Below are 12,930 nucleotides of genomic sequence, written 5' to 3'. Positions count from 1 at the left end.
TAGTCACTTTTTTAATTTTCTTCACTCTCACGAATAGCTAGTTTAACAGCTTCAATCGTGCTATCAACAGAGTCCATATCTACGCTATTTTCCATATTAAATTCATTCAATAAATTTAATAGAGTATTTAATTGTTGAACTTCCATTTTTATCCCCCTTCCCAAAATAATGAATTATTTTTTTAACATTTTTCTAAATCAGCAGTATGATTATCAAATTCATCGTATACTTGTAAATTATTCGATTCGTAATATACCTCAATCCCATCTTCTAAATACCCTCTTATAATTTTTAAATCATAGATAGTCGCTGGACGTAAACCGTTTTCTCTTAAAATCGCTAGATTTGTAATTTTACATTTCATCCCAAACACTCCATTTCTATTTTTATTTAATAATCAAACTCGGTCATGCAGCCAATGCATTTCGCTGAGTTTAAGAACATTACTTTTTAACTCATGATACTCATCTAAACTTTTTTCAAAATCTAACACATACGTTTTGGCCACATTTATTTTTTCATCAATAAACAAGCAAAAGTGATATAACCTACTTTCAGCTTGTTCTTGTAAATCCATTTCTTGTAAAAAACGATTTGTGTGCATTGAAAAATCAGATTCATTTACTTTTTTCTCATAAAAGTCTAAATCCACTTGAAAAACATGTTTTTTCATAATTGGAATTTTTTCTTCATAGGATAGAATTTTTCGACACCACGAATTTATGTCCGACATTTTCATACTTTCAGGCGACTTCAATTCATGTTCAATTTCATCTAAACGTTCAATAAATTGGGCAACCTTTCTATGATACATTTCATCACCTCATTTATTTTTAATTCTGTTTTTTAATATACTCTTTCTTTCTCTTTTTCTTCTGCTATTTCTTTACTCCAATACAAAAAGGCACTATTCTCATTTTTATCGAGACGTGCCAGTTCACCATTGATTACATTTTCTTGTTTTTCAGAAAATTCGATTTTCGACATACAAAGTTCTAACCATTCATAAAGCCACTTTTCACCAAAGATTTCTCGCAACATTTTTAACGTACCAATCACTTGTGTTTCAACCCAGCGCATAGATCGCTCTATGCTTGTCTCTGTCTTTTTCCCATTAACCTTTATTTTTTGAAATTGACCAAAAACAGCATAAAACCGTTCTGAAAAAGTATATTCAACTTTATTATTTTTTTTGATTTCGTCATATACTTCGATTTTAGAAAGCAATAGGTCAATTGAAATCTTTTGTAAAGGTACGCCCCTAGCCAATTCTTCAATCACAAATTCGGCATAATGTTCTCTCAACTGCAATTCATAACGGTTCACCACGCCATATTCTTCCAGCACCATATCATAATCTTTCCGTTCTTTTTTTGCACGCTCCTTCGCTTTTTCATACATCCGAATTAGAAAATGACCATTAGCAGAACCCCAATATAAAGTTAAACCTTGAGGTTCTCCATGAAAATTAGCTTCGATATTTTTATCGGCTGCCAATTGCGTGGAAATTAATTCTTTTTCTGGATGTTCCATTTTCGATTTCAACTCGTGAAGATCATAATTTCCCTTTTCTTCACTATATAATTCATCAATCGCGGTATCTAACCTAGAGGATTGAATCCTCGAATACAATCCTTTTTTTAAATAATATTCTTCATTTGTCACTCTTAGCAGCCAGTCATCCAAAGTTAACCCATATTCTTCTAAATGTTCCTCCAATTCCATTAAACCTTGACCACTTAATTCTAATAAAAGACCTTGTTTCATTACGGTACTAACATAAATTTTAATAGCCCCACAGCTATAAATCCCTTGATAGTTTTTAGCATTTGAAGGTTGAAACGTAAAATAGCCTTTCTGAATACCTAATACATGATTCATAATGATAGATACCTCAGAATCAAAAAAAGTAAAACGCAGATAATCAAGGTGAACATGTAAATCATATTCCCCTTTTTCTTCAAAAGACCTTCCCAAAGCGGTCAACATTTGTTTTTCTTTATTTTCTGAAATAAAACGAGTTCCTTTTTCATAATACGAAATAAGAACATGGCTTAAACCAACCTTTTCTCCAAAATCTCGAAGGGAATAACCTAATTTTTTCCTGAGTTTTTTCAGCTCTTCTCCTGTCATTTCAGCAACCTTTCAGCAAATCCGCTATTTTTTACTATATCCAAAACTTAAACACTGTATTTTAGACGATTATTCAAACTATTTTTCTTGTTAACAAAACCTCTATTTTTGTTAACAACTTTTTTAGTGCTACAAATCTTATTCCAGCAACATTCGCATAACGTTTTCCACATGAATATCAAATTTTAATACCCCGTGTTACTAAACGGGGACATTAGGATTGTCAGGGGCTTACGCCCCTGACAATTACTGCGTTCATTTTTGTACACAAAAAACGCACGTTGCTTTACGCTTTAAGCGTAGTTCAACGTGCATTTTATGCACAACATGAGACTTGTACAAGCCATTATTCATCTTTATGGTTCATTATTATAATCAATTATCTTTTTTTAAAGTCAACTATTTTTCAATAGTCAAGTTTTTGGCTAAAACCCAACCTCTAAATCCATATGAAGAAGCTATAATGTAATACTTTAAGTTCTCTTTATTTAATTTTGCATCCAGTTGAGAAATATCTTTATAGTGCATAGGCCAAGCATGTTTTCTTCCTTCAATTAGCAAATTTTCATTATCTCCAATAAATTTTTCTATTGGCTCTTCAAATAAATCAAGAATAGTACTCCCTAATAATTGGTTTTCAAAATGATATGCAAATACATCAGTAAAACACAAACATTCTTCTTTTTCGTTAGGTGTTTGAGTTTTTATATTTATTGTTTGTTCTTTTAGATTTATTTCATAAGAAATAACTTCATTATCATGCATTTTCATTGTGTTACCTCACTTTATAATTAATATTTTGATTCAGGTTGTCTAGGTGGTTGTTTATTCCAGTCCCATTTGTGTCTATGCGGAAAAGTATGTGTTCCGTTGTCAGTATGATTATAGTCTATATCTTCTAATATGTCTCCATTTTTATCATAATATCTTCTTTGTTTTACACTACCATCTGGATTTAATAAATCTTGTGATGAATTGGGTTCACCTTCTGATTCCAAACCATTTTTATCTTTACTATACGGTTGCGTTTTGTGATTTTCACTAGGTTTACCTTCTTCAATTGCTTTTTCAAAATCAGCCTGTTCCTTAGTCTTAGAAACTTGAATACTCAAAAGTTGTTCAGTTAATAGGCTTGCTCCTATAATCGTACTTCCTATATCTTGTGCATTCCTTAAAGCAAATCCACCACCAAAAATTGATGAAGTGCTCCCTACAGCTCCCCTGTATGGAACAATCACAATATCTTTTGAAATTTTCATTTCTTTAATATTATATCCTTTTCCAACGAGACTTTCACCCTGTGCATCTAATAATTGACTATACCTACTAGCATCTAAACGTTTACCATCTTTTATTATATACCATACTTTCTTTCCATTATTGTCAGTATATTGAATATTAGCGTTTTTCAATTCACTTAACAGCTTTGCTTCATAATCTTTGTCTTTTTTCTTTTGATGATCTTTCCACGAATTATTAATATCTCCAGCCCAATCTAAGTTTAACCCCATAGTCGAAAAGGTACCTGTAGATTGATTCCAAGCTTTCCCTTCGGATAAAATAGTGACACCAGCTTCTAATGTTGCCAATTGGGATTCTAATTCATCAAAAATTTGAATAGAAAAATAATCATATTCTCTTAAAGCATCTAATTTTCGGACTGTTTCTTGGCGCATGTCTTGCAACCCATCAATCATTCTTGCATTAAACCCAATTGGATCAACTATGGAATCTAACATTTCGCTCAACCGATTATATTGTCGAATACGTTCTTCTAAAACAGATTCTTGTAAACTATTAACATCAACTTGATCTAAATACCGATTTAGGAACTGTTGATTCGTTTCTATCATTCGTTCGCATACCAAGATAAACCCTTTTGTAACAGGCATATATACGGTATTGAAATAATTCTTCATTGAATCGTAAGTTGCCCCTTTTAAGCCAGGCTCTATAATAATCGCACTTAAGGCTTGTTGGATTTGTTCCATTGTTGCTACGGTTGACTGACAATTAGAATTAATAGACTGAACTTGTTGACGAACTTCTCCTACATACATATTAATACTCATTTAGTCGTTTCCTTTTCTAATAGCTCTTTTTTTTCAGTCATTAAATCCGTTTCTTTCTGATAAAGATAACTATGTTCACGTTCAAGTTCATCTAAATCATCCTCGTATTGATTCCAAAATTTACTTTGACAACTAGAAACCTCATCAAAAATAGAATCAGATTTATACCTCATTTCTCCCTCTTTCCAAATCTCTTTGTCCTCGTGAAAAGAATCAGTAACTTCTTTGAAAATACTAGAAACATCATCTTTTTTACGATAATGTTCTGTAAAAGCACGTCTATTATCATCTAATTGCTCTGTAATCTGTCTTAGTTCATAAGTTGCTTCTTCAACGGTTTTATTTATCATTTGGCTTTACCTCCAAATGCTGCAGGAGTCATTAAATTTTCTAATTCTTTATTCATCACCTCAAAATCGCTTGCGACACTATGAATATTTTCAATATCTCGTGTTAATGCTGCTGCAAATGAATTCTTTAGTCCCTGTTGTTTTTCTGTTAAAGATACGGATTTGCCGTTCCCTTGTAAAGTAGTTAATGTCGCTGTTTGAATTTTCTTTCCTTGGTTCAATGGTGCTACTGAATTGGATAAACGAGTTGCTAATGCACTCGCTTTATTTAGATCACTTTGAAATGTTGCCATAAATTAACCTCGATTCTATTTATGATATATTTAATTTTATCACAAATGTCATCTAATTTATACATAAAATTTTAGTGGTTATATTTACGCTATCTTTTTCATAAAAATAGAGAAAAATACTAAAAAGACAAGGACACCAATTTCTAAATAGTCTGTTGCGTTCATAATCATTGAACCTCCTTGTCTTTATAATTCGCAAGCACTTTCTCTTTCAAAAGCTTGTAATTCCAATTATTTTCTCTCAAAAACTCATAATCATCTTTGCGTAAAAATACTTCAAAAATTGCTTTTTCCAATCGTACTCCACGTTTTCTTAATTGAATTATTTCCTCAAATTGTAAAATTTCTTTTTCACGAATCAACAATTGAGGAGTAGGCTCTCCATGAACAAAATAGGGATTATCTTTATCTATTCGGCGCAAAAAGTATTTAGGTGTATATTTTTCAATCTTACGCACCCAAGAATAAAGCGTTTGAGTTTTAATTGGATCAGATAATGCAGCCACTGCCTCACTCACTGTATAAGTTAACTCTTGATTCATTAAATCACCTCCACTTTTTTTCAATTCCATATTACAATCTCAACCACTTTATATTAAAGATAAAAATTTAAGCCAATTGAGAATCCTTAATTAAAACTCTACTAATTCATTTCCTTTAATTTTCCACTCGAACCATTCTGAAAAATCTTGCTTAACCCCATTTATGCTAAACTTATCTTGAAATGCAGCCTCTTCCGAATCAGAAGGATCAAGATAAGTTGGTCTATTTCTAGGACGAGCATAGACACCTACCCATGTAGTGAAATCTCCCTCAAACGAACCATCCACAATATAGCCCTTTTCATTTAAAAGCTCTCTTACCTTTTCTTTTACTACTTCAATATTATCTTGTTCGCTTGTACTCATTTTTTTCGCCCCTTTTCAATTAATAATCTAAACCAGCTTTTTTCGCCAATTCCTCAGCTAAAGCTTGTTTCTGTTCTTTTTCCTGAAGCAAAACAGCTTGTTTATTTCGTTCAATCAATTGGGCTTCCTCAGAAATTAAGGAAGGTTCTAATTCTTTTAATAGTTCTTTATCCGTTTCATTTACCCTAACTTCCGATAAATCAGAAAAAGGCATAGCTGGAAAAGCTTTCCAAAACTCATTAGGATTAAAACTTTTTTGAAAGAACGGAGCATAAAGTTCTACAGGAACACCTGTCCCAACATTTATATACCCTCGCCCAATTAACTTAGGTTTATTCACAAAAGCTTTGTTTTTATTTTCGTTACCGAATAACATACCATACCCATCTTCTGATAAAATCCCAAGTGATACTTTGCAGGAAAGATTGTCTCTAATAATCCCCTTAATGACGTCAGTTCCAGCACGCTGAGTGGCTATAATTAAGAAGATACCCGCTTGCCTTGCTTTTAATACCAAAGGCGTTAATAAGCCATAAAAATCCCACCATTGATAGCCTTTTTCTTTACTATTTTCTAACTCACTCATTAACGCTGCGAATTCATCAATAATATAGAACTCAGGTTTTAATCCGTAATACTCAAAATCTTCACCAATAACAAAATCAGGATGATTCAACATATACAGATAACGCTTATCCATCAGCTCGTTGGCTTCTTCGAGCATTTCAAATATATCTATCGTTTCAGATACTACCAAACCCTCGAAGGCTGGGAAATGTGCTAATTGGGATAAATCGCTCTTTTTTGGATCGGCAATGTGCACTCTGCCAACTTGACCAAATGCATTGATTAAAGCATAAATGAACATGGTTTTCCCGCCACCAGTACCTCCAGCAATTAACATATGTGGGAGCTTTTTATAAAACCATTCAATTCCCTTCATAATGGTAATTCGACCATTTTCAGCTTTCACATTTTCAAAGTTTAATCGTTTTTGGATATTATCAATTAAGTAAGAAAAGGAAACAAAGCCCATTTCTCGTTCAATATTAATTAAATCCGCCAAAAATAAATTTTCTAAATCTTTACTAATTTCAAGAAAATTCCGTTGAAACTTGTTGCCGATTTCAAACGTAAAAACATCCAATTCTTTTTTAGACCGATAATAAACTTTGGTAAACTTTTCCGTTACTTTTTTCCCTTTTTCTGTTTTCTTTTCTATCTTTTCAACAAAGTTATTCCCTTTTAAAAAGCGAGCAAGCATTTGTTTTTTCTTGCGATTAAAAAAGAACCCTTGCCTTAACACGCTCGTTCTTATTAAAAATAACGAACCAATCACACCAATAATAAAAGCCCCTAGCGTTACGCTAACAGGCTCTATATAGACCGTATAATCCTTTAAATCCATCCCTTTTGAAAAGAGCGGATATAGTCTGAAATAATAATAAAAGCCTAATAAGACTATGACTGGAACCATCATCAATATGCCGTAATTCCTCAACAATTTTGTATGTCGCATTTTCAAACGTTGACCACGATAGACAATTAATTTTTTTAACATCAATCCTCACCTTGATTTTCTGACTTAATAAATTTCTGATAGTTATTTTCTTTTAAATCAAACAAAAGCTCCCGCAAATCATAGTAAGCTGAATCATCTAAAATAAAAACCATGTCTAGTCGAATATCACTAACACGCAACAGATACTCTCCTTTTTTCCCTTCATATAGCAAGCTGCTAACATATTCTATATGTTTCTTTCGTCGACTACGGTCATAGTAAGATTGTTTTAGGATAATAACTCTATTTGATTTTTCTAAATAGTACCTACTCATTACATTTAACTTTTGAATATCCTTTTTTTCACTAATACTCCATAACCAACCTATTCCAAACACAGAACAAATAAAGAAAAAAAGCATCACATTCGATCCAAACAAAATTTTCACCTCTTTAAATCTCTGTATTTTAAAGCTTCATTGTAAATTTTTTGACCACCTTCTAAATATCCTTTATTCATCATAAAGAGCAAGTGCCTAGCAACTTTCGTTACACATGCAATGGCAGTAACTTCTGTACAGTAAACTTTTAAAATGTGAGATTGTTTTTTGTTCATTTGAAGCTTATAAAATTCATATTTTATTTTTGAGGTATCTTTAGGATTATCTCTTTTCATACTTTCTACAACCAATGAAAGATTTTTACCATAATCTAATAAAAAACATTGTTCCGTTTTTTTAGAAAGTACCATAAATCCCATACCTCTCATGGCATTACTCATAGAAAAATACTGCATAGTCTTTCAGACCACCTTTAGATCAGATTTAATTATGCCCTTCATACCGAATAACATTTCTTCCATCTTCATTTTCTTCAATAACAAACGCAAAAATGGTACGTTCATTATGAATTTGTTCACTCTCAATTAGCGTTATAGTAAAACTTCCATCATTTTTACAAATTCGAGCAATTTCTCGTAAACTTCCTATTAATCGTTCACTATCTACATTTTTATTTTTTGATTGTTCTTTAAAATCAGAAAGAAAACTTTTTAATTCTAAATCAAAATACATCATTTCAACTCCTTCTTTATTATAAAAAAAGAGAGCTAAAGAATAGCCCTCTCAATAATTGTTTTTTTCAATTAAAAACTACCTTCCTCAATATAACTCTTTAATTGAATAACATGACTATCAAGTTCTCCAATTTCTTCTTCAAAACTTGAAAATCTTTTTTTAAATTCTTCCATTTTCTCCTCATACTCAGTGAAAAATCTTTTACCATTAGCATTTTTATTACTGTCTCTAATTTCGTTGAGGTTTTTTTCAATATTTACTAAATAAATTTCTACATCTGAATAATTACCCATTGTTTCTTCCCTCCCTAAAAAAGAGAACTAATTTAGTCCTTCTTTTTGTTATTAATTGTTAGGCTTTTTTTCAGGTTTTTGGTTGCCTTTATCATGTGGTGAATCTGCTTGTTTTTCTGGTTGAGCATGTTCAGGTTTAGCAGCAGCATTTACTTTTTTACGAACTGTATCAGCTTTTAGACTAATGTTAATACCACCACGTTCTACACTAGAGACATCTTCAAACAAGCTAGAGATTTGCGGATCAACAAATTCAACTAAATCAACTAGTGGGCGGAATTGAGTATAATCTGTTTCTAAATCAGATACTAAGAAGGTAAAGGTTGCATTTAATTTATCCGAAGAGACAGTCACTTCATACCCTTCATATTCTCCAGTCTTTTGACCATCGAAATACTCTTCTTTCGCAACTGCATTTACAAATCGAATATCTCCGAGCATCTTTTCATAATCCACATGCTTTGAAATAAATTCTAATTTAGATCCCGCATTTGTTTTAATGTCGGTAATACTGTTTTCCTGAACATTAAAATTATTTATATCTGCTGCACCTTTTACGTCTACTTTATCGGCTAAAAGAACTAATTTAACAAAAGAAATGGAATTTTGTTGGAAGCCACCTCTTTGTTGTGGCAGCATAGGCATAATTTTCAGGTCACCCACTTCTAACTCTTGCATAGCTTCTGAATGTTTTCCTTTTTTAGGATTTTGAACAAAAATTTCTAACTCTGAAATTGCTTCAGATGTAGCTGCATATTTAATAACTTCATTTTGCATGCCTTGCACTCGTACCTTTACATCCTCCGTTAGAGTGATGATTTTTCCTAATGCTCCAGCTTTTAGTGGAATTTGCGTAATTGTATTCGACATGATAATTTTACCCCTTTATTTAAATTTATTTTTTTTTTAAACCATTTGGACAATTATAAAGCTTCTCTTTCTTTGTACATATCATTCGATATTTCCTCAGTTAATTCACTGATTTTTTTGATTAAACTAGAATCTTTTTTCCTTAATTCATCATACTTTTCCATTAAGGCAATTTGTTCTTTTGCTAGTTCTTCATCTTTTTGTTCCAAATCAGAACCTTCTGCAGCAATTCGATCTGCATATTTTTCTTCATTGTTAGAAACACTAGTATAGTGCATATTCGCATACCCTAAAGTTCCCAAAGCTTCTTCTATTGGATGTAACATTACTTTCACCTTACAATCATTAAATTTTAATCATTTTCCTCAAGAACAGATAAAGCACTAGTTGCATTACAAATAGCATCGTCTGCTTCTTTAAGTAAAGCTCCAACTTTCGAAAAACCAATGGATTTATTTTTCTTATTTTCAATTTTTTCGCTAACTGATCGTAATTCTGACAAAATTTCATTTAACTCTGACATCAATTCATAGCAGTAAAACGCATGATCCATACATTCCAGCTCCTTTAAATTTCTGAATAAAAGAAATGTTCTAAAGATACTTTCATTCGTTCACTTTCAACAGCGACTTAATATTTAAGCACTCTGTACGACTTAGTGGCTCTGTGCTTCATATGAATTTCATAACTAAAATTCTTTACCACTAGCCAATTATGAGGGTTCAAATTCTTTGAACAAATTAAGTTTTTCTGAACCCTATTTGGTTTTTTACCATGTTTCAAAATCATTCACCCCCTCATTTTGGCATAAAAAATAAGCCTACAGATTCGCACGCTTTCCTACAAAACTATTCATCTTCATTACTTGTTTCTTGACTGGCTTCTTTCTTCTTTTTATTTTGGAAATAAATCACACAAGCAGCACCAGCAATTACTACTAGCCCAACGATCATACTTGCAGTTTTAACTTCTTCCCCTGTTTGAGGGAATAATTTTAGAATAGCTGCCTTTGGTTCTTCTTGTTTAGGCTCTTCTTTAGGAGTTTCCTTTTTAGGCTCTACCACAGGCTCTTCTTTAATAATTGGTGTAAGGTCTTGCGTTTTTTCTTTTCCGTCAAAGTTATGTTTTACATCTTCAACATACTCTTTTTCAGAAGGTTTATTGTAGCCAATTTCTTTAAAGTAATAACGTGTTCCCTTAGGGTCTTTCTTATAATCGTATTCAGATAAAACACGTTCTGTTGTTTCTTTATCTGCTACTTTATAATCAACTTTTTCAGTTGACCACACGTCTTTTTCTGTACCATCAGGATATACCGCAACTTGAATTGTTTCATAAGCACGATCTGTACCTACCGGAATATTTTTATGAGTAAGATTCACATCATCATACGCTTTTAATTCTTCACCCCATATAAAGGTTTGAGTTTTTCCGTCTCCAGTATGTGCTTGCGTTGAAATTCCAACAACTGGTTTTTCAACAACAACCGCTTTGTCTTTCAACGTATAGGTTCCCAAGTCCACATTTTGTCCTTGTGAAAGTTCTAGTTGAGTGAGCGTTTCTTCATTTAAAATATTTCCTGATTTTTGGTCTTTCACTGTAAAGGTAAAAGAATTAGATTCTTTATCATACGAGTGTAGAATTTCGATAGGATCAACGTTTTTATATCCCTCAACGCCTTTAGTTTCAGTAAGGACATAATCATCAATTGCTAAATCAGCATAGTTGAAATACCCTTTTTTACCGTCTACAGTTGACGTTGTGATTACTTTTGTTTCTTGGGTACGTTTATTCGTTAGAGTAAACTCAACCCCATTTTTAAAGATTTCGTTCGTATCATTTTGAATCAATTTTTGACCATCTAAATTCATACGGATTACATCTTCATTGCTTGCAGCATCTTTTACAACTACTGGTGTCACTTGGTCTTTATACGTCAACTCCACAACATGTTTTGTTTTATCTAACGTGTAACCAGTTGGAGCTAGTGTTTCACCCCAATAGTATGAACCAAGTTCTAGTTTATCTACAGAAGCGGTTAAATCAGCAGCTAAGGTAAATTCTTTTAATAGAGTACCATCTTTCTTAAACAAGCCATACTTAGCTCCAGCAAGAGGATACGTTGGATTCAACGCTTCTTTTGATTTTGTAGTAGCATCTTGTTTCACTAACGTTGTTTTCCCTGTTGCACGTTCATTTTTAAACTCAACACTGGCTGTTTTCCCAGCTTGAACCACTACTTCTTTCGTATTATTTGTATCTAAAATATATGGCGCTGGTACAAATTTTTCAGTTACATTGACTTTAGATTCGTGTGGAACATCTTTTACAATAGCTTCCCCTTTTGAATCAGTTGTTACAGATTGAGTTTTTCCGTCAAAAGTAACATCAAATTTAGTACCCGGAACGACTTTACCAGTTCCTTTATCCAGTTTAGTAATTTTCACTTCGCCAGTTTTAATGATTTCTAGATTAATTTGATAACCATTTGGATCATCAATTGCGCCCGCCATTACGGTTTGTTGACCTGCTTTTTTATAAACTACAGGAGTACCAACATCTACAGATTTAATAAATCTTAAAAAACCATCGATTTTAGAATCTTTTTTAGGTGTAATCACTAGATTATTTCCATTAATTTTCCAATCAACATTTGCATCACTTTTAGGACTTAATGTATCAAATCTTGATAATCCCACATTATCTAAATCTGTTAATGTTACAGATTCGCCTAAATTAATTTTAATTTTTTGATTGTGGAAACTAGGTCTCTTTTCGTAATCAGTTACGATTTGATTAATTTTATCTTTAATCGCTTGATAGTTAGAAAGCGGCGTTCCATCAGGTTTATTAATATCTGTGATTGTCAAACCATTTACTTCTTTCCAAAACATAGCTTGCGCTACCATTTGTGTATCAGCATCAGTACCAACATATTTCCACAAAACAGAGATAAACTTCGCTCGTGGCTTATTTGCAATTTCAGGCAACGGATTAGAAGTATAGCCCGGTGTATTAGGATTATTTATAGGTACGCCCGGTTCAGTGCAAAATAGAGCCTGTTTAATGCCATCATATTGAGCATACAGCGGTAAAGTATGCGTGTTAAACACTCGTCCATCAGAAAATGTACCTGTCATTGAATACAACTGATCTAAATTGTACTCTAGTGTTATTTCTTTAGGAAAATTTACATCTGCTTTTGCAACTATAGGTACTAAAGAAGAAACAACAACTTGCCCCATAACCAAAATACCTGTCACAATTTTTTTCATATTTTTACTGAACTTGAATTTTTTCATATTTTCCTCCCAATTGTTTATATTTTCTTCTTTCAACAATTTAGAAAAATGGGAGGTTCTCTACTTCTAACCATATTATTTCACCTCTTTTCAAATAAAAAAGCAACCTTCAAATTTGAAAGTTACTTTTTT

Annotated in this window: 20 protein-coding genes; all 20 read right to left on the bottom strand. The window is 32.3% G+C overall.

What is annotated here, in order from left to right; genetic code table 11:
• Positions 1 to 11: 11 nt before the first annotated feature.
• The gene (locus MHI00_RS08680; protein ID WP_341112822.1) at positions 12 to 146 is read right to left on the bottom strand and encodes a hypothetical protein; all 135 of its coding nucleotides are present in this window, start codon (positions 144 to 146) and stop codon (positions 12 to 14) included.
• A 35-nt stretch (positions 147 to 181) separates the two neighbouring features.
• Entirely contained in the window at positions 182 to 364 is a 183-nt protein-coding gene (locus tag MHI00_RS08675) for a hypothetical protein (RefSeq protein WP_341112820.1), read from the bottom strand.
• Between the two features lie 33 nt (positions 365 to 397).
• Positions 398 to 814: a hypothetical protein gene (locus MHI00_RS08670; RefSeq protein ID WP_229251907.1), complete on the bottom strand. Its 417-nt coding sequence runs from the start codon at positions 812 to 814 to the stop codon at positions 398 to 400.
• Positions 815 to 846: 32 nt separating this feature from the next.
• Positions 847 to 2,133 (bottom strand): replication initiation factor domain-containing protein, encoded by a 1,287-nt coding sequence (locus MHI00_RS08665; RefSeq protein ID WP_341112816.1) that lies wholly within the window; start codon positions 2,131 to 2,133, stop codon positions 847 to 849.
• 399 nt (positions 2,134 to 2,532) lie between these two features.
• Positions 2,533 to 2,904 carry a hypothetical protein gene (locus MHI00_RS08660; RefSeq protein ID WP_341112814.1) on the bottom strand — a complete coding sequence of 124 codons (372 nt, stop codon included), beginning with the start codon at positions 2,902 to 2,904 and terminating at the stop codon, positions 2,533 to 2,535.
• A gap of 20 nt (positions 2,905 to 2,924) precedes the next feature.
• Positions 2,925 to 4,205, bottom strand: a complete 1,281-nt coding sequence (locus MHI00_RS08655) for a T7SS effector LXG polymorphic toxin (RefSeq protein ID WP_341112812.1) — start codon at positions 4,203 to 4,205, stop codon at positions 2,925 to 2,927.
• On the bottom strand, positions 4,202 to 4,555 hold the full coding sequence (locus tag MHI00_RS08650; RefSeq protein ID WP_341112811.1) for a DUF3958 family protein: 354 nt from the start codon (positions 4,553 to 4,555) through the stop codon (positions 4,202 to 4,204). The genes MHI00_RS08655 and MHI00_RS08650 overlap by 4 nt, the downstream gene beginning before the upstream one ends.
• Positions 4,552 to 4,848, bottom strand: a complete 297-nt coding sequence (locus tag MHI00_RS08645; RefSeq protein WP_322809957.1) for a TIGR04197 family type VII secretion effector — start codon at positions 4,846 to 4,848, stop codon at positions 4,552 to 4,554. Before MHI00_RS08645 ends, MHI00_RS08650 begins: the two co-directional genes overlap by 4 nt.
• A gap of 167 nt (positions 4,849 to 5,015) precedes the next feature.
• Positions 5,016 to 5,390, bottom strand: coding sequence for a hypothetical protein (locus tag MHI00_RS08640; RefSeq protein ID WP_322809968.1), 375 nt, complete (start codon positions 5,388 to 5,390; stop codon positions 5,016 to 5,018).
• Positions 5,391 to 5,480: 90 nt separating this feature from the next.
• The gene (locus MHI00_RS08635) at positions 5,481 to 5,756 is read right to left on the bottom strand and encodes a hypothetical protein (RefSeq protein WP_341112801.1); all 276 of its coding nucleotides are present in this window, start codon (positions 5,754 to 5,756) and stop codon (positions 5,481 to 5,483) included.
• 19 nt (positions 5,757 to 5,775) lie between these two features.
• Positions 5,776 to 7,317, bottom strand: coding sequence for an FtsK/SpoIIIE domain-containing protein (locus MHI00_RS08630; RefSeq protein WP_341112796.1), 1,542 nt, complete (start codon positions 7,315 to 7,317; stop codon positions 5,776 to 5,778).
• A complete protein-coding gene (locus MHI00_RS08625; protein WP_341112795.1) occupies positions 7,317 to 7,697 on the bottom strand; it encodes a hypothetical protein in 381 nt (126 codons plus the stop codon). Before MHI00_RS08625 ends, MHI00_RS08630 begins: the two co-directional genes overlap by 1 nt.
• A 5-nt stretch (positions 7,698 to 7,702) precedes the next feature.
• Positions 7,703 to 8,053 (bottom strand): hypothetical protein, encoded by a 351-nt coding sequence (locus tag MHI00_RS08620; RefSeq protein WP_341112794.1) that lies wholly within the window; start codon positions 8,051 to 8,053, stop codon positions 7,703 to 7,705.
• Between the two features lie 28 nt (positions 8,054 to 8,081).
• Positions 8,082 to 8,333, bottom strand: a complete 252-nt coding sequence (locus MHI00_RS08615) for a hypothetical protein (protein WP_341112792.1) — start codon at positions 8,331 to 8,333, stop codon at positions 8,082 to 8,084.
• Positions 8,334 to 8,401: 68 nt separating this feature from the next.
• On the bottom strand, positions 8,402 to 8,626 hold the full coding sequence (locus MHI00_RS08610) for a hypothetical protein (RefSeq protein ID WP_341112790.1): 225 nt from the start codon (positions 8,624 to 8,626) through the stop codon (positions 8,402 to 8,404).
• Positions 8,627 to 8,677: 51 nt separating this feature from the next.
• Positions 8,678 to 9,496 carry a hypothetical protein gene (locus tag MHI00_RS08605; protein ID WP_341112788.1) on the bottom strand — a complete coding sequence of 273 codons (819 nt, stop codon included), beginning with the start codon at positions 9,494 to 9,496 and terminating at the stop codon, positions 8,678 to 8,680.
• A 53-nt stretch (positions 9,497 to 9,549) separates the two neighbouring features.
• Positions 9,550 to 9,822 (bottom strand): hypothetical protein, encoded by a 273-nt coding sequence (locus MHI00_RS08600; RefSeq protein ID WP_341112786.1) that lies wholly within the window; start codon positions 9,820 to 9,822, stop codon positions 9,550 to 9,552.
• A 26-nt stretch (positions 9,823 to 9,848) separates the two neighbouring features.
• The gene (locus MHI00_RS08595) at positions 9,849 to 10,049 is read right to left on the bottom strand and encodes a hypothetical protein (protein WP_341112784.1); all 201 of its coding nucleotides are present in this window, start codon (positions 10,047 to 10,049) and stop codon (positions 9,849 to 9,851) included.
• Positions 10,050 to 10,126: 77 nt separating this feature from the next.
• Entirely contained in the window at positions 10,127 to 10,285 is a 159-nt protein-coding gene (locus MHI00_RS17720; protein ID WP_414734197.1) for a DUF6906 family protein, read from the bottom strand.
• A 59-nt stretch (positions 10,286 to 10,344) separates the two neighbouring features.
• The gene (locus MHI00_RS08590) at positions 10,345 to 12,798 is read right to left on the bottom strand and encodes a SpaA isopeptide-forming pilin-related protein (RefSeq protein ID WP_341112782.1); all 2,454 of its coding nucleotides are present in this window, start codon (positions 12,796 to 12,798) and stop codon (positions 10,345 to 10,347) included.
• Positions 12,799 to 12,930: the final 132 nt, after the last annotated feature.

Origin of the sequence: Carnobacterium sp. FSL E2-0243, assembly GCF_038003605.1 — a bacterium.
Classification (GTDB): Bacteria; Bacillota; Bacilli; order Lactobacillales; family Carnobacteriaceae; genus Carnobacterium; species Carnobacterium maltaromaticum.
This window is presented reverse-complemented; position numbering and strand designations above follow the sequence as displayed.